Origin of the sequence: Maricaulis sp. W15 (genome assembly GCF_001924955.1) — a bacterium.
Taxonomy (GTDB): Bacteria; Pseudomonadota; Alphaproteobacteria; order Caulobacterales; family Maricaulaceae; genus Maricaulis; species Maricaulis maris.
On sequence record NZ_LQXG01000021.1, the window covers coordinates 118,789 to 138,982 of the forward strand.

A 20,194-nucleotide genomic window follows, 5' to 3' on the forward strand; every position below is an offset into this window, starting at 1 on the left:
AGAGAATTATCGAGTACGTGACCGCACCGCTCGCTCGTTGTCGAAGCTCAGCCACATGTTGTTGGCGGCCAATCGGCGGACGGTTGGTCGAGGCTTCTAAAGGGCGCGACAGCTCTTTGGTCGATGGGATAGTCCACGGAAGGGTAGCACGAAGGCTCCCTTCCTGGTCGCGCTGAAAGCGTCTCGATGAAATCGTCATGGGGGTGTCGGGGGAGCAGGAACGCTCCACCTGAAGCGTGATCAATCGGCGAAACGATTGCATGGCGTGAGCGGGCTCGAAGCCAGGTCATGCCATTGCCGGGGGTATCCAACAGGGGCGCGCAGCGGGCCCCTTTGGCAAGCGCGTTGTACTACAACGCACAGCTTGCGCGCGCCGAAACCGGCCTAAACTCCCCTGAGCTGGATCAACGCCGCATCAGGCCGCTGACACTACAACGCATGCCTCCAGCGCGTTCACTTCGATCCGGTCTGCATCCGCCCAATTGGATAGAAGCCGCCGGCAAGTGGATCGGCGGGAATATTGCGCTCGGAACGCGTGACTCACGTAACGCTCGAACAACAGGGTTGCTAGACGCCCCGAAAATGGAGCAACTTCACATTGCAGAAACAGGGACGGGCCTCATGGGTTTACCGACAGACGAAGCAGCTCGCACGCGAAAACATCGCAGATATCGAATTCTGAAAACGCCCCGTCGTTTCGCTAGAGCGCTGCAATTGGCGTACAGCCTCACGCTCACTCGGGTCACGCAAAACGATGCTTATGCGCTAACTTGCGAACTCATAACCCTCCTTCGGGTCCTGCCATTCCCAGAGACAGGCACTTTCGGGCGGCAGAGAATAGTTGCGAGCTTGTATGCCTATTCCGCGGCCGTATTGCTCGAAAAGCCGATCGAAAAGACAGAGGCGGAGAAGCGTGTCGTCGCGCGGCATCTACTGCATGCAATCGCGCGTGGACACCCCCAAACGGCGGAGGACGAAATCCGCAAGCTCTTGGAGCTGGCGCTCATACGCCTGGAAATTTATTTGCACGCGAAAGATCGGCGATCATTGAATGTGGCGCTCAGAATGCAGCGGCAAGCAGAAGTGTGTTCAAAGGAGTGCGGTGTCCCGTTGGATGGGGTCTATCTGCTGCTCACCATGGGCCTTCTAGAAAACTTTGCGGAGATCCATGAGGAGAGGCGTGGACCTGAAGGTGCGATCGCTATGAAGCTTGGCGAAGGAATCCTGCGCCAAGTCGGTGGTGTGCCGCCGCCTGAGCTTGCCGTCGACGCCTTAATTCACCTTGCGAGGGTTTATTCGGATTGGCCGGAGGGGGCACCCCAGGAAAATTTTGACGCTGCGGTCACCCTTCTACAATCGGCGATTGACCAGCTAAATGCTATCGGAGCCGATCCCGAAAGGCTCGCAGAAGTTATGGTGGAATTGGCTTATACCTACGGCACGTCCCGAAAGGGGTACGAGCCGGACAACACCGAACTTTCAATTTCGATTTTGGAGGAAGCGCGAGGCCTAGTGCATGGCACGGCCGCAACTCGGCTTCGCGGCAACATCGAAATGTATTTGGGCGATGGATATACCAACCGCGTTCGCGGTGACCGGATTGGGAACTTGCGCGTCGCCGCCGATCATCTCGAAGCAGCGGCAAAGATTTTCCTCGCCACCGGCGTTAAAAACCGTGCCACCAGGGCGCTCGCGCGATTCAATCAACTAACACCCCGGATCGCCGCTCTCGAAACTCAAACCAAAAATCGCTCTGCGTCGGAGGCCCCAGCATGACGACGGCGCCCCCATCCGCGTCTGATCTGGCGCGGCAGCTCGACCGCCCGAATATGTTGTGGCGCACGCTAGAGGAAGAAGCAGAAGCACTCCGCCACCAATTGGCGGCAGGCGATTGGACTTTCGAGCCTGGCTGGTTTCACGAGAAAGAAGGGCTCGCACGCTCTGCAATCGAGAAGCTGACTGAAGCCCGCACGCTGGTCTCCGCTCAATACGATCCCGCAAAATTCGCGCAGACCAGTGAGCATATGGCCAGAACCTACAAACTCATCGCAAGGCTGTCGGTGCTTGATGACGTGGGAGCAAGTGACAGCGCTCGCCTTTTTCAGCCTGAAAGTGATCACCTGTCTGATCGCTCCGTGGCCTACTTAGAAAATGCGATTAACTGTTTCGGCGAGTGCTTGGCGGCCCACAAGGATTATTCCTACCGAAGAACCCAAGAAGGACTCTTAAGCGAGATTGGGGAGGAATTGGTTCAGCTCCGCGACTGGGAGCGCGCCGCTGCGTCGTTTAAAGCAGCCGCCGAAATCGGCCAACTGATCCAGTTTGATGTCGCCGTGAGCCGTGACGAACTGGCCGATCTAATCCGATGGTTTGAGAGTTTCACCGAGTGCGCTGGGTACAGTTTCATTCGATGCGACCGTAAGATGGACGCGCTGGGATACTTGGACGCCGCGAAGGCCCGGCTACTCATCAAGTTTTTCGGCATCAACACGATCGAATTGTCCCAGCGGGATCGCAAAACCCTCGAAGCGTTGCGGCTCGAACAGGCCGAGCTAGAGAAGGCGCTTACCCCACAGGTCGTGAAAGACCGCCGCGCCAAAGTCGAGCGCGTGATGTCGATCAGGGGTGAGTTAGAGGGGATTGCTGGCAAACTGGCTGCTCCACCTCCTGAGACCATCCAAGAGAAACTTGTCGAGCTCCTTGATGACGAAGCCATACTGGCAGCGCCCGTGCTTTCCAGTTTTGGGGGCGAGACTGTTTTCGCTTATCTCCAGGCGGGCAACGTGGAAGTTGGCAGCTCAAGGTCGGTCGATGCGTTGTATTTTAAGCAGGCGGTTCAGGAAGACAGCCAAAGCTGGATACGACGCTACGCAAAATACAAAGCGTCTCGTGGCAAAAGAGGTCTCGAACAAGGCAAAGCGCTCACCGAGGCCATCCGGAGCGCGTCGGCTGCCCTAGGGGACCTCTTTGTGGACGCGCTAGATGACGCGTTGAAAGAGCGCGGGCTCGCGAGCCGCTCTAAGATGCTGATTGTTCCGCATGGAGCCTTAGCGCGGCTGCCCATCGCCTCGGCTAAGCTGTCTGACGGCACTCAGCTCATTGATCGATACGAGCTGATCTACCTTCCGAGCGTAAGTGTCGGGGCCAGCGTCTCGAAAATCAAACCCAGCGCGCACTCTTCCGCCCTGGCAATTGCAAATGTCGCTGGCGAAACGGCTGATGGTCAAAACATGCCTCATTTCAACGACGCAGAGTGCGCGTTGGTTTGCGCTTTCTGCTCTGGCGAGGCCCAATGGCTTACACGCGATCACGCAGCCGACGGCGTGCGCGCCGTTCTTGGCGGTCTCGCAGGAAGCCAAGTTTGGCACTTCACGGCGCATGGCCGTTTTAACGAACTCGACCCTGCCCAATCGCACCTGGACATCACACCGTCGGAAAAGATTACGTTGGGCGAGCTTTACAAAGCGGGCCATCAAACACGGCCCGACCTGGTTGTTTTGAGTGCCTGCGAGACCGGCTTGTACGACTGCGAGGATATCCCCAACGAGTTGATCGGATGGCCCGCCGCGTTCCTTGAGCTGGGAGCGAAAGGCGTCATCGCAACGCAGTGGCCGGTTGCGTCCTTACCGACGGCGTTCTTGATGGCCAAGCTTTATGAGGAAATGTGGGGTGAGACCGGAGCAACCGTTTCCGCCGCCCTTCGTGCCGCTCAGATGTGGATCAAGGATGTTCCCGCAGCGGACCTACCGCCGATTGTTGAGCGATGGGTCGAAGCTGGCCAATTGGATAGAAATAGCGCCGACGACTTGTTGAACGGGCTTGCGATAAGCGGCTGCGCGGCGGATGGCCAGGCCTTCCCTGAACCCATTTATTGGGCAGGCTTTGTCTACTACGGCGACCCAGGACTACGCCTAAGACGCTGATTGCGCCTAGACCGGGCCGTCTGCCTTAACGATGGGAAAAGGTGGAGCGTCGTCCGGGATTCCCAGAAGTTGATTTTCCGTCATTCCAGACGCTTTCGCTTGGTCCAACGTGCGAGCATATAGTTTTTGCTCAATCGGGAGCGTAAAGTTATCTAGCGCATCAGGGTTTTGGAACTGAAACGGGTATCGACCGTCAGGCGTTTTCACCAAAAAGTTGACATCGCTTCGCTGCAGCACCAGCTCAAGCTTGCGCCAAAAATGATGCCCTGCGATGATAGACAAGGGATACCATCCATTGCGGTTAGGAGTATCCAGAGGGGCTCCCCCTTTTATTAGCTCCTCTACGCGCTCGTGCAATTTGTCTCGCTCTGCTATGGCCGACGCACTAAATCTTAGCTGAGCGCGCGGATTGGTAAGCGTATCGAGCGCTTTGTTTAGCTCCACGCCATATTTCTGATCGGTATAATCATTCACTTCATCCCCAACACCGTTATTAACAAATTTATCACCCCCATAGATATCTCTATGCGGTAACTCATTATACATAACTTCATGTTTTTTATCAAGAAAAACGAATCTCAGTGTGTCGCCGGTATTGGCGTCAATTTCAACCCCCGGTGCGAACTCAACGATTTCAAACCCAAAATGGAGGGAAAATTCGTCGCTGGAGTGGATTTCGCTGATGTGCAGCGCGACGGGGCTTGCGTCTTGGCTGCCGATGGCAGGTTGAATGAAACCGATCGATAGGAACTCGGTCTGGAACAACCACCCTTCGAGTTCGAACCGATCCCGGTCACGCCCAAAAAATGAAGACAAAGAATACGAATTATCGCCTGTCGATGGTTGTTGGCGCCAGCTCAGGGCGAAGAGGCCTTCCCGCAATCGCCTCATATTCAGAACGATAATTGAACCGCCCTCCATTTGCCCGAGCGCGGCGCCGTAATTTGCTTCCCCACGCGAAAAACGATCAAGCTTTTGACCAATCGACGCATTCGGTCGGACAACGGACCAAAGGCGGTACGCGTCATCCATGTAGGTTACTGGTCGAAGCAAGTCTTCCGGACGCACTCGTCTTCGCCATACGAGATAGTCCCGAATGAACGCAACGGTACCAATATTGGTCTTGGTTTGCCGTCCTCTGTATGGATCGCCTTCTACGAATTTTTTCAGCAAGTCTGGGGCGACAAGAATTTTCTCGCCAGGCGCGCCCCCCATTTTCCGGGCTCCCTCCTCGAACGCATTGTGGCGGTGTTGGACAGTCTCAGAGTCGCTTTCGGAACTAAGGCCGTAACCAGCAAGAAAACTGAGCATGTCATCACATAGAGTGACGTAGGCTCGGGTGCCCGTAGTGTCGTTCTGTTGCCTGAGGAGGTCACGCAGAGCTATGCGCAGACGAACCCGAACATCACTTGTGATCTCATCCGCCCAATTGTGCGGAAGCGGTGCGCGCAGATATTCCGGTAGTTCGCTCACAAATTATGCCCCCTGAAGTCGATAGCTTCAGGGGGCATAATTTTAGCGCGCGTTTCAAGCTAGTAGTACCTGCCGCGCCACAGGTTGGGGCCGCCTGCTCGGATCATCAGGTCGAGGTATTTCACCCGCTCGCGGGACTTTTTCGGCAAGGTCTGCGTCGGCATCTCAAGCGCATAGCGCATGAAGTCCCGCAGCCAGCTGAAATCCGGATCGTTTTCCGCCCCAAGGATAGTATCCACTTCCGGAAGTTTATAGGGTGAACCGTCAGCCTCACTCAGGGTTCCATCGAAATCGCGCCAAACGTCTGCGCACAGTTCGGGGATGGTACGCCGAGACGCCGGGCGGCCCTCATACTGCAGCATCCACAACATAATCGACACGCGGTAGACAAAGTGCGGATCGCACGTTTGTTCGTCGGTTGCGGCCTTCAGATTCGGTGTCCAGTTCTTCGCCATGTCGTTTGCTCCAGGTTTGCGTTTTCGGCGCAGCGCGTTGCCTGGAGCGAACATGACGAGCGGTGGGCGGGAGGTAGTTTCCCAAATTTCCGCCAAACGCATTTTTCGATTTTTTCGGAAGAGGATCAGTGACGAGATATAGATCTCGGTTCTGCGGTCCAGAGATGACGATACAATGTCGACCGCCCTATGCCAATCTCGCTGGCGATGTCGGACATGGGTGCGGTCAAGCGTCGAGCCTTTGGACGCAACGTTCTGCGCGCGGGCTGCGCGTCCACGGGCACAAAACACCCACAGGATTCAACCCAGCCTGATACGGTTGATTTTGACTAGCGCAGACCGTGCGCCGCATCCTGAAACATGGCCCGCGTTCCGATCACCGATGACATTCACGCCGAGCTTCTTCGATTGAAGGAGCAATCCGGCATGGGGATGATGAAGCTGTTGGCGCGCTCCGGCCCGGTGCCGGAGGGGCTGGATTCCGCGATCATCAACACCTGGCTCAACCGCAAGACCCTCACGGCACGGGCGGATCATCTCGATTTCGTGCTGAACGCCCTGCGGGCTGTAGACCCTATCATCCAGATCACACCAGACATGCGGGCAGCGCTCGACGCCGAATTAGCGCGAACGGGTTACGAACCCACATCGCTTCTCAACCGCATCGGGCCGCATCCGGTCAAGGTCACTCCGGCGCTGATTTCGCGCTGGCGGAAGGGGCAAACCCTGTCCGCCCGTAAAAGCCTTTGGGATTTCGTGATCGAGGGTCTGGCGTCGATCTCCGACAAATCCGCCTAGAAATGGCGGGCCGGGTCCTGCCGTCCACCGAGAACGCGGATAATCAACACATCGCCCGTATCGAGGCGCGTGTAATAGATGGAATGGCTGGTGTGCTCGTAGCGCCGCAGACCGGGAACGATATGGGCGTAGTCATTGCCCCATCCGGGGTTGTCCGCCAGCAGATCAAAACGCGCAAATAGCTCGTCGATATAGGTGCTGGCGGTGGCCAGCCCGAAATTCAGGATGGAATATTCGTAGATCGCATCAATGTCGGCATCGGCCTTTGCCGAAAGCCTATAGGCGGCCATCTGCCTTCAACCGATCTTCAACGCGTTTCTTGATATCGGCGGCGCTGGCATTGCTCGTTCCGCTTTCCAGCCCTTCGGCAATCAAGCCACGGAGCTGTTCTTCGCCCGCATGGCGTTCCTGATCGCGGCGGATCAGGTCGCGCATATATTCGCTGTCATTGACATAGCGACCGGATTCGATGCGCGCCTTTATCCAGCTTTCCATCGCATCGGGGATGGTGATTGTTTTTCGCATCATGGTCATGAGGCATCTCCTTCCCCATAAGAATACCATATGTCGAAAGTATGATGCAAATCATACGACGATCATACTATGGGGACGAATGAAATAGATACAATTTTACTAAAATGCCGTGCAAAATTAAGCGCTTACCAAGTATTTCTGTGTACCATAAAAGCACTAACGAAGCAAAGACTTCGAACGACAATAAATAGGGTGTGAGCAATGTCTCTGGGGTACTCAAAAGAATTCAATGACGCAACGCGTCCGGGCTATGACCCGGATGCGGCTGAATCCGCCATGCGCCGTCAAAAAGACGCGCAGGAAATTGAGGGCCAACAGGCCTTCCAACGCCAATTATCCGGCGCGTCGGCGGACGCGGGTGAGCTATCTCGCGGCCCGGGCGCTGCCCGCCAGATCGCCGAGGACACAGCCAGAGACGGGGAAAAGGAGCGCAAGGAGCGTACCGACCGGGCAGTGTTGCTAGACACCCTCAACAGTGCGCAGGAGTTCGCGGATCGCCGAGCGGCCGATGCCGCCGCGCTTGAAGACGTTTTTGAAGCTCGATTTGGCGACGCATGGCGCGAGGAAATCGCGCTGCGGGTCATGGATGCCGACGATATCCCGGAGCGCCGGCCAGGCGAGAGTATTGAAGATTACCGCGAGCGATTGACCGATGAATTGATCGAACAGATCATCGATCCTGAAACCGGCCAGATCAGACCTGAATACGCGAATGATCCTGAAATGAGCGAGTATGCCGAATGGGCGCTTGCCCGCCACCAAGAGCGCGAAGCACGCGCGTACATTGAACGCCGTTCTGATCCGAACTTAACGCCAGAAGAACAACGCACGATTGACGAGAAATTTGCGGCGACCGCGACTGGAAACGAAATCCGACAGGCGGCGCAGGAAGCAGCCCGAGACGGCGAGAATGTCAACGAAATTGAACGTGAAACAGACTCCCGCAATGACAACGTGACGCAACAGGCATCACTGGAGGCAGGCGCCAATTCCTTCGGATAAGTTAGTTCATGTTTGAGGCGAGCTGTTGGTCAAATCTGACCCTGTTCGCCATCGCTGCAACGTGGTCACGCGCGGTAGCAAGTGGGTATGGGTCAGAGACATAGATGTCAGAATGATATGAAACACCCGTTTCGCCAGCGCCGCCGCGCTCAAAAAAGAACCTCACATTGTGAATACCATTGTTCGCGAAGTCATCTCTAAGCACTTCCTCGACTCGCTCAGCGGCAACCAGCGTGTCTGCTCCGATGCGAACCGCGACTGCCAAGCGGTCTCTGTGATCCACCACCCATGCGTCAGCCTCAAAGTGTGCGTCACTTGAAATTGCAACATTGTGCGAGATCGCGGAGCTTTCCACCAATGCCACTTGGGTAGCCTGTGGCTCGGCGCTTGATCTTCCGTGATCTTCCTGCGCGCAGGCAGGCGCGGCAAATGCGGCTGAAGCCACTGCTACCGCCGTAAATCCCTGTCTCAATCTTCCAAATGCACTCATCACACTAATATTCATGTAATTATATTTGCGCAAACCATAGCATTGATTGCGCAAATACGCAAGAAAATTGCGATGCAGATTCAATGTTCGCAATTCTGCGTCTTGCAAAAACGATCATTTCTGAAATAGTGATGCGATATGCTTCATTCAATATTGAAAATGACGGAATCTCAGGGCATTGTGCGCCCACGCGGCACCGAGGGAGGCCGAAATGGCCGGATTTCAAAACCCATCGTTTTTGAACGGGTTAGGATTTCTTCGGGAGGGCCACCATGATGTTCGGACCGCAGATTGCCCCCTCTGGCCGTTTGATCGGCTATGCGCGGGTTTCCACCAAGTCCCAGAAACTTGATCTCCAGCACGATGCGCTGCGTCGCGCGGGGTGCGAGCGGGTATTTGAAGACCATGGTGTGTCGGGCGCAAAGGCGCGCCGCCCGGGGCTGGATCAGGCGCTGGCGTGTTTGCGCGAAGGTGATGCGCTGGTGATTTACAAGCTCGACCGGCTGGGCCGCTCGGTCGCGCATCTGGCGGAGCTGCTGCGCGTGTTCGAGGAACGCGGCCTTCATCTGTGCTCGCTCAGCGAGGGGATCAACACGCAGACCATCGGCGGCAAGCTGGTCTTCCATATGTTCAGTGCCATGGCGGAGTTTCAGCGTGATCTCATTCGGGAGAACACGCTGGCCGGGCTGGAGGCCGCGCGGGAGCGTGGGAAACGGCCTGGCCGCCCGCGTAAGCTGACGGCGCGTCAGGTGAGCGCGGCGGCGCGCTCCGTGCGGCGGAATGGGGCCAGTATTGCTGCAACCGCACGGCGCTATGACGTCTCGCCCGCCACAATGTGGCGAGCGGTCGCCGGTTAGAAATGGACCTAGAACAATTGGAGTTGCCGCCGCCCCTCGACAAACTTCTTCCATTCCGGCCTGGCGGCCTCAGCGTCCAGCCAGTCGGTGACATGCTCTATCAGGGTCTCGCCGCGATTTTTTGCATTGTGCAGATCGATCATGCCGCGCGGATGGAAATGCGAGCGATAACCCGTGCCGGTGATCGGCAGCGGCTCCCTCTCCGGTGAGAGCGTCTGGATTTCCAGATGGGCGGTGTCGCCAAAATGGTGGGGGTTATAGCGGGCCTCGATCTCGATGCCGCGCCATGTGAAACGGCAGACCTCGTAAGCCATCTCTAATGGCTCCCGAAGATGTGGACTTGCTCGAAGCCGGTTTCGATGACCAGAAGGTCAGACATTTCCCAATCCCGCCCCATCGCCTCGTAGTCGATATAGGGGCGCAGGGCGTCGGGGATGTCGTGGGCGTTCTCAATGGATTCCTCGGCAAAGTCGGCCAGCCGCGCATATTCCCCGAAATAGCGCTCTTCGATGGCCGTGCGGGCGTCGTCCATATCCCCGCCATAATGCTCGATCAACTTACCGCCCAACGCGCCATATTCGGCGATGAACGCCGCCATATTGGCCACGCTCTCGATGCCCTGATACTCGCTGATCGGCGCGCCTTCGAAGCCCTCATAGTCATGGATGGCCCATTCTTCGGAGTCGCTGATCGGTGAGGCTTCCAGCATGTCGGCGACTTCCAATTGAATCGCCTCAAGCTCCTGCGTGGCGTCGATCCACCACCCATGCAGCCAGCCATTATTGTAGGCGGCCAGACAAGCCACATAGATTCTGATCTCCGAGTTTTGCGTCTCCATCTTCAAATCTCCTTTGGATAAGGGTTGCGCATGCAACCCCTGCCTTCCGGCGAGGATGGGTGTGCAAACGGAGACAAAAATCGACGGCGGGCACAGGGCCACAGGCCCGCGCCTCGGGAGACCGTCTATTTTTGGTGAAGCGCGCCGAGGGCAAAGCCCTAAGCCTTCGCACCAGGGATCGTCACCCGTATGGGCCAAGACCCGCCGTGCAGGACTTGGTGGCCCGCGGCCATAGAGCCCGCCCGGATGCCCGTCACTTCTTAGCTCACGCCCAGTCTATTCGACAATTTTGCCGATCTTACCCGGCTGAGCGCCAGAGGGACAACTAAGGTCCGCTCAGACAGCGCCATTCGGGCGGTGTCGCAATCGGAGGGCCTTCAATGAAAGACTATTCTGACCGCCCCAGACGCCGGGGACGCGGGGAGTTGGCCTCGGCATCGAGCCTGTTCTCGTACGTTCTGGCTGGCTCTGTCGCTTTCGTGGCGACCGGCCCGATCTACACCGCCTCGGTGGGATTGCTCCAAGACTTCGCGGCCGCGCAATACGGCTCCTGGATAGCCACCGTAGCAACGCTGGTTTGGGCCGTCGCCGTGCCCGTTGGTGTCTTCGCTCTTACGCGCGCCGCCTTCGCGACCGGTTCGAGGCTTACCCAAGTCCTGCTCGCAGCTCGCATGTCCTAAATAACGAAGGAGACCTGTTATGAAAGTTCGTCATCGTGGCCGTATCGACGTTTGGGAACCTGTCCCGGATCCGAAGAAGAACAATAACGACAACGATTGGATCTGGTTGATCCTGGGTGGCATTTCGCTGCTCTTCCTCCTGAACAGCTGCAGCTAATCGCAGCAAAGTCCACAACTCCAAGGGAGGCCTCGCGCCTCCCTTTTTCTTATTGGGAGGGTTCCAAATGGACCATTTCGATGAGGCAGAGCTGCGCTTTGGAAGCGCCAATATCGCCAGCGGCGAAGACATCCAACGTGCTGGGCTAAACGGCCCTAGCGGGGTGGAGTTAGGTTATTTCAAACGACAGGCTTTGCGCCTGGCCTCGGACGCGCCACTGATCACCTTCGCTGGCGCGGGCTCAGGAAAACTCACAACCGTCATCGCCGGGAACATTTTGAACGGATTGCGTGGAGTGCCCGCGCTCATTTGTGATCCGCGCGGCGAAATCGCGGCGATCAGCGTTGATCACCTCGGCCGTATGGGTGAGCCCGCTTGGTGCTGGGGTCCGCGCCCTATGCATGGCCTGCGGATGGGATCGTGCAACCCTTTCGCCTTTCTCACCCTAGACAACCCGTCATTCCACCTAGACTGCCGGGATGTGATGGCGGGATGGGTGCCGCCGTCTGCTTCATCGAATAGCCGCTATTTCGAGCTTCGTGCGCAAGACTGCCTGACCGCAATAGCGACGGCCCGCGTCGAACAATTCGGACGCACCAGCATGCCGGACCTCTATCGTGTCATCATGTCGATTGAGGGCAACCCGCATACCTGGGCCGATCAGATCGAGTTTATGCTCCAATCACGGTTTGAGCATGTTCAGCAAACCGCAGCCGAGATGCTGACCAAGCAGACGGAGTCTCCGCGTGAATTTGGCTCTGTGATGGGGGAGATCTACGCCAACATCGGTTTCCTGCACGATGATGCGGTGCGGGCGTCGCTCGACGGCGGCGACTTCGATCTCAGCTGCCTGATCGGCTGCGGCCCTGCGCACAAAGTCTTCCTCAATATCCCGGCCGAACATGTCGGGCTCCTCTCGCCCGTCCTGCGCATCTTCTTCACAGTGACGATGATCCTCAAGAGCCGCGCGCCACAAGCGCGTAAGGTTGTCCTTGTGATCGATGAAGCCGGTCAGTTGGGCAATTTTGATGTCTTGCTGCGCAGCTATACCTACGCACGCGGGGGCGGAACGCGCGTCTGGGCCTTCTTTCAAGATGTCGGTCAGATCGAGCGCAACTATGGGCGTGCCGCCATCCAGACATTCCTTGGCTCCGCGCAAGTCCGCCAGTTCTTCGGCGTGCGGGACTATGAGACCGCAAAATTGGTCTCCGACATGTTGGGCCAGAGAACGCTCGAATATGACGATACGCTTCGGCAGGAAGACGCGCGGCGACGCAAGACGCGGATCATCCTGGATGCCCTGAACGGCGGCGACCCCTTCGCTGCAGGCGAAGAGTTGCGGTATCAAAGCATGGCCAGCACGCACGCCACCAAACAGGCGCGCCCCATTCTAAGCGCTGACGAGATTCTCCATCTTCCCGAGAACAAGCAAATCCTCTTCGTCTCGGGTTTGGACCTGCTTCCGATTGTGGGGGACCGGAAGCGGTATTTCGACAGGCGAGATTTGGCCGGGGCCTACGCAGGGCACCCCTTCCATCCACCGGTTGATCGTGTGCAGATCGCAACGCGGTTTGGACGGCGAGATGCGCGCGTTTGCACAATTGCTCCACCAAGCCATATCGCCCACTTCCCCCAGTTTCAGGGACGCGCCATGCGATATGTCGAGGGTTACCCATCCAAATAGGGAGGAGTTTTGCCATGAGCGAAGGACCCGACAGCGCGAAGCTTGGGCGTGAAACTAACGCGGCCCAAAGACAGGGTAAGCAGCCCGAACAACAAACATCTCAGCCGGAACGGTCTCAGCGTCCGACCCATCATGCCTTCTCCGTGCGCGAGGACGCTGATGGCAACAGCCACTTCAACCGCATCGGAGCTGCATTCCGGCACAAAGATGCGAAGGGCTATACGATTGACCTTTCGGCGACCCCGGTCGATGGCCGCGTGGTGCTTCGCTCGCCCCTTGAGCGGTTGGACGCGCAGCGGCAGGGTGAGCGCCCCTCCGTTGCGGATCGTGATCGGAGCCGAGACGAATGAGCGACCGAGACGGGGGAGCCTGTGGGCCTCCCCGTCCGCCTTCGACGCGCGCCGAACTTGATGCGCGTCTGGCGGCCCGCCCAAAGCCTCAACTCCAGCGAGACCATACGCCTGGCGGATCGGATGAAACCGAATCCCACCGCCGCGTGCGCGAAGAAGGCGAACGCCGGATTGTTGAGCTGCGCGAGCGGCTGGAGGCGGCGCGGTCGCGCCTCGATCAGGCCTATGCCTTTCGCTCCCTTGAAGGTCGAGCCAAGGCGGATTTCGGGCGCGAGCGGGGATAAACCAAAAGAAACAGGAATTTATTCCTTTACAGGTCGGTGAATATCGACAATATTGTTCTTCTTTTGTTCTCAATTGGAAAGAGGAACGCGGCGCGAATGATATAAAGAAAGGAGAACGCCACCATGGACGGTCAAACTCAATTTCCGACACAGGATGCGCCCGACGTGGACCTCTCCGAGTTCGCGCCCTATCTCGACGGCCTCGACCTCACCGAGGATCAGCAAACCGAGCTGCTGCAAACCCTGTGGGCGATCATGTGCGCGTTTGCGGATTTCGGGTTCGGTATCGAGCCGACCCAACTGATCTGTGGATGGATTGAGGAAACGCGCGCCCAGGGCGCCATTCCGGCCTCAAATGCGGTAAACTGTAAGGACAAACCGACAACCAGAAACTTCAACGCTGCCGCCGTCTCCAAGGCCGCAGGAAAGGAGACATCATGAACTCAGCACAGGAGAAACCCAGCCCCCGCCAACCGGCATTGATCTATTGCCGGGTGTCGAGCACCAAGCAAAAGACAGAAGGCCACGGCCTCGATAGTCAGGAATTGCGCTGCCGCCAATATGCCGCCCAGCACGGTTATGACGTGGAAGCGGTCTTCCCGGACGATGTGTCTGGGGGCGGAGATTTTATGAAGCGCCCCGGCATGGTGGCGCTGCTGTCCTATCTCGACGCGAAGCCCCACGAAAACTTCATTGTCATCTTTGACGATCTCAAGCGCTTCGCCCGCGACCGGGAATTCCACTTCGCCCTGCGGCGGGCATTCACCGCGCGCGGCGCGCGGCCCGAATGCCTCAATTTTCGCTTCGAAGAGACGCCGGAGGGAGAATTCATCGAGGCTGTCGTTGCTGCCCATGGACATCTCGAGCTTCAACAAAATAAGCGCCAAGTCGTCCAAAAGATGACGGCTTGCGTGGATTCAGGCCGCTACGTCTTCTCCCCGCCCATTGGCTACAAATACGCCGATGTGAACGGCACGAGCATGATCGTGCCGGACGAGCCTAACGCCTCCATTGTGCGCGAGTGTCTGGAGAAATTCGCCTGCGGCGTGTTTCAGGCTCCCGTCGAGGTGCAGCGCTATATGACGGCGCAGCCTTCCACCCCGAAAAACATGCGGGGAAAGGTCAATATGAGCCTTGTCACCAACATGCTGCGCCGTCCGCTTTATGCGGGGCTGATCCGTATCGAAAAATGGGGCGGGCGTCTCCAGCAGGGCAATCACCAGCCGTTGGTGTCGGTGGAAACGTGGAAGCGTGTGCAGGACCGTCTTGAGCGCGGCGCGAATGCCCCGGCCCGCAAGGATCTCAATGAAAGCTTCCCGCTACGGGGCTTTATCCAGTGTGCCGAATGCGGGCAGGCCATGACCGCCGGATTTTCGCGCGGGCGCTCGGCGTCTTATCCGTACTACTTCTGCCAGCAGAAAGCCTGCTCGCAGAACCGCAAATCCATCCGGGGTGAGAAGATCGAGGGCGAGTTCGTCGAACTGCTGCGCACGATGACGCCGTCGCCCAAACTCTTCGATCTCGCGCGCGCCATGCTTTCAAAGACATGGGATATGCGGCTGAAAGCGGCATCCACCCGCCGTGCCCGGGCGAGCGCCGATTTGGCCAGTCTGGAGAGAAAGACGGACCAGATGATGGACCGGCTAGTTGAGGCAGATAACCCCACGCTGATTTCGGCCTACGAGGCGAAGATTAGAAAGATGGAAGAGGAAAAGGCAGTGCTGCGCGATCAGGCACAGCGTGGCCATAACGGCCCGCACCACAGCTTTGATGAGGTTTATCGAACCGCCTGTGCCTTCCTCGCAAACCCCTTGAAAATATGGGAAAACGGGTCGCTGGACCTGCGCAGATTGGTGCTGAGAATGGCATTTGGTGGGAAGCTTAAATACTGCCGCGAAACGGGCTATCCAACCGCCGATATCGCGCTGCCGTTCAGGCTGTTCGGGGCACTTGATGCGTCCCGGTTAGATTTGGTGGAGCCAGACGGAATCGAACCGACGACCTCTTGCATGCCATGCAAGCGCTCTCCCAACTGAGCTATGGCCCCGAAACTCGGGTCACCGTGGGCAATCAGGATCATGCCCTCGGCGAGAGGCGCGGAACCTAGTCCCGGTTTTCACCGGGATCAAGCCTCTTTTGCGCGTCAAATGCAGCGCAACAGCAGAGGCCTAGAGGTCCTCGTCCTTGTCGATGTTGAACTCGCCGAAATCCTCATCATCCTCGTCATCAAGGAGGACGCCGGTGTCGTCGTCATCATCGTCGTCATCATCGTCGTCAACGCCGTCCTCACCGAACCCGTCAGGCAGGTCATCGCTCAGGCCGGACGCGTCATCATCGTCATCATCATCATTGTCGCTGACGAGTACATCCGAGCCGGCATCGACTTCCGGCGTATCGTCCGCCTCATCGCCATACCCGTCATCATCATCGTTCTTGACGACCTTTTTCGGCGCGTCATCCTCGTCGACGGTTTCAAGTTTGGCCTTCAGACGCGGGTCTTCGCGCTCCGGGTCAAACTCATTCCCACACTTCGGACAGCGGGCCGGCCGGCGTCCGAGATCGTAGAATTTGGCGCTGCAGCTGGGGCAGGCGCGCTTGCTTCCCAATTCAGGCTTGGCCATGACATCCCTACATAACCAGTTTTCAATTTCGGCGGGACCCGTTGCCACGATCACCGCGCTCTGTCAAAACCTCATCGCCGTCATGTCACCTCAAACCTTGCCAATCCGTTGATGACCCCTATTTCTTCGCGCCCCGCGGGCGCCATGCGGGCGAAGCCTGCAACGACGCTGTCCGGAACCATCAAAGCCCCGGGAGACAAGTCGATTTCGCATCGCGCCTTCATTCTGGGCGGGCTGGCAAACGGCGTCACCGAAATCACCGGATTGCTCGAAAGTGATGATGTCATAAATTCCGGACGGGCCGCAGCTGCACTCGGCGCGACGGTCATGCATCTCGGCCCGGGACGCTGGCAAGTGACCGGCACGGGCGGGCGATTCCAGACTCCGGCCGAGGCCCTCGATTTCGGCAATGCCGGGACCGGCGTCCGCCTGATGATGGGCGCAGTGGCCGGAACCGGTGCCAGCGCCGAATTCATCGGCGATGAAAGCCTGTCCTCGCGTCCGATGCGACGGGTCACCGATCCGCTCGGCGAGATGGGGGCCCGCTTCTCGACGACTGACGGGCGACTTCCGGCACAGCTGGATGGCGGCCCGCTCAAGGCAATCCGCTACACCCCACCGATCGCCTCGGCCCAGGTGAAGTCGGCCGTCCTGCTGGCGGCCCTGGGCGCGAGCGGCACCACCATTGTGCACGAGCCGCAGATCACCCGCGATCACACCGAAACCATGCTCAGGGCGTTTGGCGTCGCGCTGGATGTTGTTCGCGACGGTGCCGCCACCACGGTCTCACTGACCGGCCCGCAAACCCTGACCGCCTGCCCGGTCGACGTGCCCGGCGACCCCTCCTCCTCAGCATTTGCCATCGTCGCGGCACTGATTGTGCCCGGCTCGGACATCACGCTGGAAGGCGTGATGGACAATCCAGCCCGCACCGGGCTGATCGACACGCTGCGCGAGATGGGCGCCGACATCACGCTGACCTCCGGCCCCGACATGGCGGGCGAGAAAACGACGCATATCCGTGTCCGCCACAGCCGGCTCTCCGGCATCACCGTACCGGCCGAACGGGCGCCGTCGATGATCGATGAATATCCCGTATTGTGCGTTGCTGCCGCCTTCGCTCATGGCGTCACCCACATGCCGGGACTGGAAGAATTGCGCGCCAAGGAGAGCGATCGTCTTGCCGGCAGCGCCGCACTGCTGCGCGCCAATGGCGTTCCGGTCGAAGAGGGCGAGGACAGCCTGGCCGTCACCGGCCTGGGTATCGGCGGCGTGCCCGGCGGCGGCACAACGCTGACCCACCATGATCACCGCCTGGCAATGAGCGGGCTGGTGATCGGCCTTGGCGCCCAGACACCGTCATCGGTCGACGATGTGGCCATGATCGCGACCAGCTATCCCGACTTTTTCACCCATGTCGAAACCCTCGGCGGCACCTTGGAACCGATCGCATGATCATCGCGGTCGATGGTCCCATGGCGTCCGGAAAGGGCACGATTGCCCGCGCCCTGGCGGCGCGGTTCGGCCTGCCCCATCTCGACACCGGCTCACTCTACCGGGCGACCGGGGTGGCGGTGCTGGATGCCGGCATCGATCCGTCGGACGAACAAGCCTGTGCCAGGGCCGCGCGTTCGTTGAAGATCGCGGAAATCGACGAAGTCCGCATCCGGACCGCCGAAGCCGGTGCCATGGCGTCGCGCATCGCGGTCCTCACCGGTGTTCGCAATGCGCTTTTCGAGCTGCAACGTGATTTCGCCACCCAGCCAGGCGGCGCTGTCCTCGACGGCCGCGATATCGGCACCGTGATCTGCCCGGACGCCGACGTGAAACTTTATGTGACCGCCGATAGCAGCACCCGCGCCAGGCGGCGCTGGGAAGAACTGACCGCCTGTGGCGAGACGATCAGTCTCGGCGAAATGCTCGCCCAGACCCGCGAACGGGACCGGCGCGATGCCGAACGGGCCGACGCCCCGATGCGCCCCGCCGACGACGCGACCTTGCTAGACACGTCATCCTTGAGTATAGACGCGGCCGTTGCCCAAGCCGTCTCAATTGTGGAAAAGCGCCAAAAGGCGTGATCCTGTCGATAGCAAGGCAGCAGATAGCCGGGTGTTCTGACGACGGATACCGTGACCCTGCAGGCCACGGACCCGTTGCGGGCGCCCACAATGTTCAAATTCCAACCGGCCGAACCCGGCCAAGCGACGAGATACACACGACCAGATCGAACCTCGTCGCATCGGAGCAACCCTTTAACATGTCTACAGAATCTCTTACCCCGTCGACCGATGATTTCGCCGCCATGCTGGAAGCCAGCCTGGCTGGGCGCGATCTGGCTGAAGGCCAGGTCATCAAGGGCACCGTAACCGCAGTCGAAAATGGCGATGTGGTTGTCGATGTCGGCCTCAAGACCGAAGGCCGTATCCCGCTGCGCGAATTCACCGGTCCGGGCTCTGAAACCCCCAAAGTGGGTGACCATGTCGAGGTTTACCTCGAGCGCATCGAAAACGCCCTCGGCGACGCCATCCTTTCGCGCGACAAAGCACGCCGCGAAGAGAGCTGGGATCGTCTTGAGAAGTCCTTCGACAAGAAGGACCCGGTCAATGGTGCCATCGTCGGTCGCGTCAAGGGTGGTTTCACTGTGGATCTGGGTGGCGCCTCCGCCTTCCTGCCGGGTTCCCAGGTTGATATCCGTCCGGTCCGCGATGTCGGCCCGCTGATGAACCAGGAACAGCCGTTCGCGATCCTGAAAATGGACCGCCCGCGCGGCAATATCGTGGTCTCGCGCCGCGCCGTTCTGGAAGAAAGCCGTGCCGAGCAGCGCGCTGAACTCGTCGGCCAGCTGGCCGAGGGCGAAGCCCGCGACGGCGTCGTCAAGAACATCACCGATTACGGTGCCTTCGTTGACCTTGGCGGCATTGACGGCCTGCTGCACGTCACCGACATGTCGTGGAGCCGCGTCGGCCACCCGTCTGAAGTGGTGGAAGTCGGCCAGACGGTCAAAGTCCAGATCATCAAGATCAACAAGGAAACCCAGCGCATCTCGCTCGGCATGAAGCAACTCATGTCCGATCCGTGGGAAGGCGTCGCTGCGAAATACCCGGTGGGTGCGACCTTCGAAGGCCGCGTCACCAATATCGCGGAATACGGTGCCTTTGTGGAACTGGAAGAGGGCGTTGAAGGCCTCGTCCACGTCTCCGAAATGTCCTGGACCAAGAAGAACGTCCACCCGGGCAAGATCCTGTCGACCTCCCAGGAAGTCCAGGTCATGGTCCTCGATGTCGACGCCGACAAGCGCCGCATCTCGCTGGGCGTCAAGCAGACCCAGCGCAATCCGTGGGAAGTCTTCGCCGAGAACTTCCCGTCCGGTACCGCCATCCAGGGCGAGATCAAGAACATCACCGAATTCGGTCTGTTCGTTGGCCTTGAAGGCGATATCGACGGCATGGTCCACCTCTCCGACATTTCCTGGGATCAGTCGGGCGAGCAGGCCATCGAAGGTTTCAAGAAGGGCGACATGGTTGACGCCAAGGTTCTCGATGTCGACGTCGAGAAGGAACGCGTCTCCCTGGGCATCAAGCAGCTGGCCGGTGATCCGATGGATTCATCCGGCGTTGGCCGCGGCGACACCGTCACCTGCACCGTCACGGAAGTGACGTCGGGCGGCATCGAAGTGTCCTTCGGCGATGACAGCCCGGTCAAAGCCTTCATCCGCAAGTCCGACCTGTCCCGCGATCGCGGCGAGCAGCGTCCGGAACGTTTTGCGGTTGGCGAAAAGGTCGATGCACGCATCACCAATATCGACAAGGGCACGCGCCGCATCTCGCTTTCCATCAAGGCACTCGAGATCTCCGAAGAGCGTGAAGCTGTCGAGCAGTATGGTTCCTCGGATGCCGGCGCTTCGCTGGGCGACATCCTCGGCGCCGCCCTGCGCGAGAACGAAGACAAGTCCGACAGCTAGGATTTGTCTTGCCCTACGGGTCATGAAGAACGGCCGGAGCCCACGCTCCGGCCGTTTTTTATTGACCAATATTATCGGTGTGGATTG

At 58.8% G+C, this 20,194-nt stretch carries 20 protein-coding genes, 1 tRNA gene and 1 pseudogene; 13 read left to right on the forward strand and 9 right to left on the reverse strand.

Annotated elements, in window-relative coordinates:
- The first annotated feature begins 849 nt into the window (after positions 1-849).
- Together AWH62_RS15640 and AWH62_RS15645 are read left to right on the forward strand one after the other, a co-directional pair.
- A complete protein-coding gene (locus tag AWH62_RS15640) occupies positions 850-1,776 on the forward strand; it encodes a hypothetical protein (RefSeq protein ID WP_143743101.1) in 927 nt (308 codons plus the stop codon).
- Positions 1,773-3,923, forward strand: a complete 2,151-nt coding sequence (locus AWH62_RS15645; RefSeq protein WP_075191424.1) for a CHAT domain-containing protein — start codon at positions 1,773-1,775, stop codon at positions 3,921-3,923. Before AWH62_RS15640 ends, AWH62_RS15645 begins: the two co-directional genes overlap by 4 nt.
- A gap of 6 nt (positions 3,924-3,929) precedes the next feature.
- On the opposite strand, the gene AWH62_RS15650 is transcribed toward AWH62_RS15645, so the two are convergent.
- Together AWH62_RS15650 and AWH62_RS15660 are read right to left on the reverse strand one after the other, a co-directional pair.
- Positions 3,930-5,396: a hypothetical protein gene (locus tag AWH62_RS15650; protein ID WP_143743102.1), complete on the reverse strand. Its 1,467-nt coding sequence runs from the start codon at positions 5,394-5,396 to the stop codon at positions 3,930-3,932.
- 59 nt (positions 5,397-5,455) lie between these two features.
- A complete protein-coding gene (locus AWH62_RS15660; protein WP_143743103.1) occupies positions 5,456-5,851 on the reverse strand; it encodes a hypothetical protein in 396 nt (131 codons plus the stop codon).
- A gap of 360 nt (positions 5,852-6,211) precedes the next feature.
- Between AWH62_RS15660 and AWH62_RS15665 the strand changes: the two genes are divergently transcribed.
- Positions 6,212-6,649 (forward strand): hypothetical protein, encoded by a 438-nt coding sequence (locus tag AWH62_RS15665; protein ID WP_075191428.1) that lies wholly within the window; start codon positions 6,212-6,214, stop codon positions 6,647-6,649.
- Here the strand turns inward: AWH62_RS15665 and AWH62_RS15670 are convergent.
- Together AWH62_RS15670 and AWH62_RS15675 are read right to left on the reverse strand one after the other, a co-directional pair.
- Positions 6,646-6,939 carry a type II toxin-antitoxin system RelE/ParE family toxin gene (locus AWH62_RS15670; RefSeq protein ID WP_075191429.1) on the reverse strand — a complete coding sequence of 98 codons (294 nt, stop codon included), beginning with the start codon at positions 6,937-6,939 and terminating at the stop codon, positions 6,646-6,648. The two genes, AWH62_RS15665 and AWH62_RS15670, sit on opposite strands and share 4 nt — an antisense overlap.
- Complete coding sequence (locus tag AWH62_RS15675; protein ID WP_075191430.1) at positions 6,926-7,183, reverse strand: type II toxin-antitoxin system ParD family antitoxin; 258 nt, start codon at positions 7,181-7,183, stop codon at positions 6,926-6,928. Before AWH62_RS15675 ends, AWH62_RS15670 begins: the two co-directional genes overlap by 14 nt.
- A 201-nt stretch (positions 7,184-7,384) precedes the next feature.
- On the opposite strand from AWH62_RS15675, the gene AWH62_RS15680 reads away from it, so the two are divergent.
- Positions 7,385-8,185: a hypothetical protein gene (locus AWH62_RS15680; RefSeq protein WP_075191431.1), complete on the forward strand. Its 801-nt coding sequence runs from the start codon at positions 7,385-7,387 to the stop codon at positions 8,183-8,185.
- Position 8,186: 1 nt separating this feature from the next.
- Here the strand turns inward: AWH62_RS15680 and AWH62_RS16905 are convergent, their stop codons facing one another.
- Positions 8,187-8,759, reverse strand: a complete 573-nt coding sequence (locus AWH62_RS16905; protein ID WP_143743104.1) for a hypothetical protein — start codon at positions 8,757-8,759, stop codon at positions 8,187-8,189.
- A 188-nt stretch (positions 8,760-8,947) separates the two neighbouring features.
- Between AWH62_RS16905 and AWH62_RS15690 the strand changes: the two genes are divergently transcribed.
- Entirely contained in the window at positions 8,948-9,532 is a 585-nt protein-coding gene (locus tag AWH62_RS15690) for a recombinase family protein (RefSeq protein ID WP_075191433.1), read from the forward strand.
- Positions 9,533-9,540: 8 nt separating this feature from the next.
- Here the strand turns inward: AWH62_RS15690 and AWH62_RS15695 are convergent, their stop codons facing one another.
- Positions 9,541-9,846 carry a hypothetical protein gene (locus tag AWH62_RS15695; RefSeq protein ID WP_075191434.1) on the reverse strand — a complete coding sequence of 102 codons (306 nt, stop codon included), beginning with the start codon at positions 9,844-9,846 and terminating at the stop codon, positions 9,541-9,543.
- 2 nt (positions 9,847-9,848) lie between these two features.
- Positions 9,849-10,370: an antirestriction protein ArdA gene (locus AWH62_RS15700; protein ID WP_075191435.1), complete on the reverse strand. Its 522-nt coding sequence runs from the start codon at positions 10,368-10,370 to the stop codon at positions 9,849-9,851.
- Between the two features lie 699 nt (positions 10,371-11,069).
- On the opposite strand from AWH62_RS15700, the gene AWH62_RS17055 reads away from it, so the two are divergent.
- From AWH62_RS17055 to AWH62_RS17275, 5 genes and pseudogenes are all read left to right on the forward strand, one after another.
- Positions 11,070-11,207 (forward strand): hypothetical protein, encoded by a 138-nt coding sequence (locus AWH62_RS17055; protein ID WP_158025649.1) that lies wholly within the window; start codon positions 11,070-11,072, stop codon positions 11,205-11,207.
- A 67-nt stretch (positions 11,208-11,274) separates the two neighbouring features.
- The gene (locus tag AWH62_RS15710; protein WP_075191437.1) at positions 11,275-12,891 is read left to right on the forward strand and encodes a type IV secretory system conjugative DNA transfer family protein; all 1,617 of its coding nucleotides are present in this window, start codon (positions 11,275-11,277) and stop codon (positions 12,889-12,891) included.
- Between the two features lie 14 nt (positions 12,892-12,905).
- Positions 12,906-13,241, forward strand: coding sequence for a hypothetical protein (locus AWH62_RS15715; RefSeq protein WP_083635256.1), 336 nt, complete (start codon positions 12,906-12,908; stop codon positions 13,239-13,241).
- Between the two features lie 407 nt (positions 13,242-13,648).
- Positions 13,649-13,966, forward strand: coding sequence for a hypothetical protein (locus tag AWH62_RS15720; protein WP_075191438.1), 318 nt, complete (start codon positions 13,649-13,651; stop codon positions 13,964-13,966).
- Positions 13,963-15,003: pseudogene (locus AWH62_RS17275) on the forward strand (recombinase family protein); the annotation flags it as partial. The gene AWH62_RS15720 and the pseudogene AWH62_RS17275, both read left to right, overlap by 4 nt.
- 493 nt (positions 15,004-15,496) lie before the next feature.
- Here AWH62_RS17275 and AWH62_RS15730 read toward each other — a convergent pair.
- Both AWH62_RS15730 and AWH62_RS15735 read right to left on the reverse strand, forming a co-directional pair.
- Positions 15,497-15,572: transfer RNA gene (locus tag AWH62_RS15730), tRNA-Ala, on the reverse strand.
- Between the two features lie 121 nt (positions 15,573-15,693).
- Positions 15,694-16,146 carry a TIGR02300 family protein gene (locus AWH62_RS15735; RefSeq protein WP_075191439.1) on the reverse strand — a complete coding sequence of 151 codons (453 nt, stop codon included), beginning with the start codon at positions 16,144-16,146 and terminating at the stop codon, positions 15,694-15,696.
- Between the two features lie 111 nt (positions 16,147-16,257).
- Between AWH62_RS15735 and aroA the strand changes: the two genes are divergently transcribed.
- The 3 genes from aroA to rpsA all read left to right on the forward strand — a co-directional run bounded on the left by aroA (position 16,258) and on the right by rpsA (position 20,107).
- Positions 16,258-17,601 carry a 3-phosphoshikimate 1-carboxyvinyltransferase gene (gene aroA / locus AWH62_RS15740; RefSeq protein WP_075191440.1) on the forward strand — a complete coding sequence of 448 codons (1,344 nt, stop codon included), beginning with the start codon at positions 16,258-16,260 and terminating at the stop codon, positions 17,599-17,601.
- Positions 17,598-18,224, forward strand: coding sequence for a (d)CMP kinase (cmk, locus tag AWH62_RS15745; RefSeq protein WP_075191441.1), 627 nt, complete (start codon positions 17,598-17,600; stop codon positions 18,222-18,224). Before aroA ends, cmk begins: the two co-directional genes overlap by 4 nt.
- Positions 18,225-18,355: 131 nt before the next feature.
- Positions 18,356-20,107 (forward strand): 30S ribosomal protein S1, encoded by a 1,752-nt coding sequence (rpsA, locus tag AWH62_RS15750; RefSeq protein WP_304441960.1) that lies wholly within the window; start codon positions 18,356-18,358, stop codon positions 20,105-20,107.
- The last annotated feature ends 87 nt before the right edge of the window (positions 20,108-20,194 follow it).

Bases quoted from the DNA above. Each gene is read 5' to 3' on its own strand.
- AWH62_RS15695 (WP_075191434.1), bottom strand. From the start codon at position 9,846: ATGGCTTACGAGGTCTGCCGTTTCACATGGCGCGGCATCGAGATCGAG.
- AWH62_RS15735 (WP_075191439.1), bottom strand. From the start codon at position 16,146: ATGGCCAAGCCTGAATTGGGAAGCAAGCGCGCCTGCCCCAGCTGCAGC.
- AWH62_RS15690 (WP_075191433.1), top strand. From the start codon at position 8,948: ATGATGTTCGGACCGCAGATTGCCCCCTCTGGCCGTTTGATCGGCTAT.
- AWH62_RS17055 (WP_158025649.1), top strand. From the start codon at position 11,070: ATGAAAGTTCGTCATCGTGGCCGTATCGACGTTTGGGAACCTGTCCCG.
- AWH62_RS15700 (WP_075191435.1), bottom strand. From the start codon at position 10,370: ATGGAGACGCAAAACTCGGAGATCAGAATCTATGTGGCTTGTCTGGCC.
- AWH62_RS15715 (WP_083635256.1), top strand. From the start codon at position 12,906: ATGAGCGAAGGACCCGACAGCGCGAAGCTTGGGCGTGAAACTAACGCG.
- AWH62_RS15665 (WP_075191428.1), top strand. From the start codon at position 6,212: ATGGCCCGCGTTCCGATCACCGATGACATTCACGCCGAGCTTCTTCGA.
- AWH62_RS15680 (WP_075191431.1), top strand. From the start codon at position 7,385: ATGTCTCTGGGGTACTCAAAAGAATTCAATGACGCAACGCGTCCGGGC.
- AWH62_RS15720 (WP_075191438.1), top strand. From the start codon at position 13,649: ATGGACGGTCAAACTCAATTTCCGACACAGGATGCGCCCGACGTGGAC.
- AWH62_RS15660 (WP_143743103.1), bottom strand. From the start codon at position 5,851: ATGGCGAAGAACTGGACACCGAATCTGAAGGCCGCAACCGACGAACAA.
- AWH62_RS15710 (WP_075191437.1), top strand. From the start codon at position 11,275: ATGGACCATTTCGATGAGGCAGAGCTGCGCTTTGGAAGCGCCAATATC.
- AWH62_RS15645 (WP_075191424.1), top strand. From the start codon at position 1,773: ATGACGACGGCGCCCCCATCCGCGTCTGATCTGGCGCGGCAGCTCGAC.
- AWH62_RS15670 (WP_075191429.1), bottom strand. From the start codon at position 6,939: ATGGCCGCCTATAGGCTTTCGGCAAAGGCCGATGCCGACATTGATGCG.
- cmk (WP_075191441.1), top strand. From the start codon at position 17,598: ATGATCATCGCGGTCGATGGTCCCATGGCGTCCGGAAAGGGCACGATT.
- aroA (WP_075191440.1), top strand. From the start codon at position 16,258: ATGACCCCTATTTCTTCGCGCCCCGCGGGCGCCATGCGGGCGAAGCCT.
- AWH62_RS15675 (WP_075191430.1), bottom strand. From the start codon at position 7,183: ATGACCATGATGCGAAAAACAATCACCATCCCCGATGCGATGGAAAGC.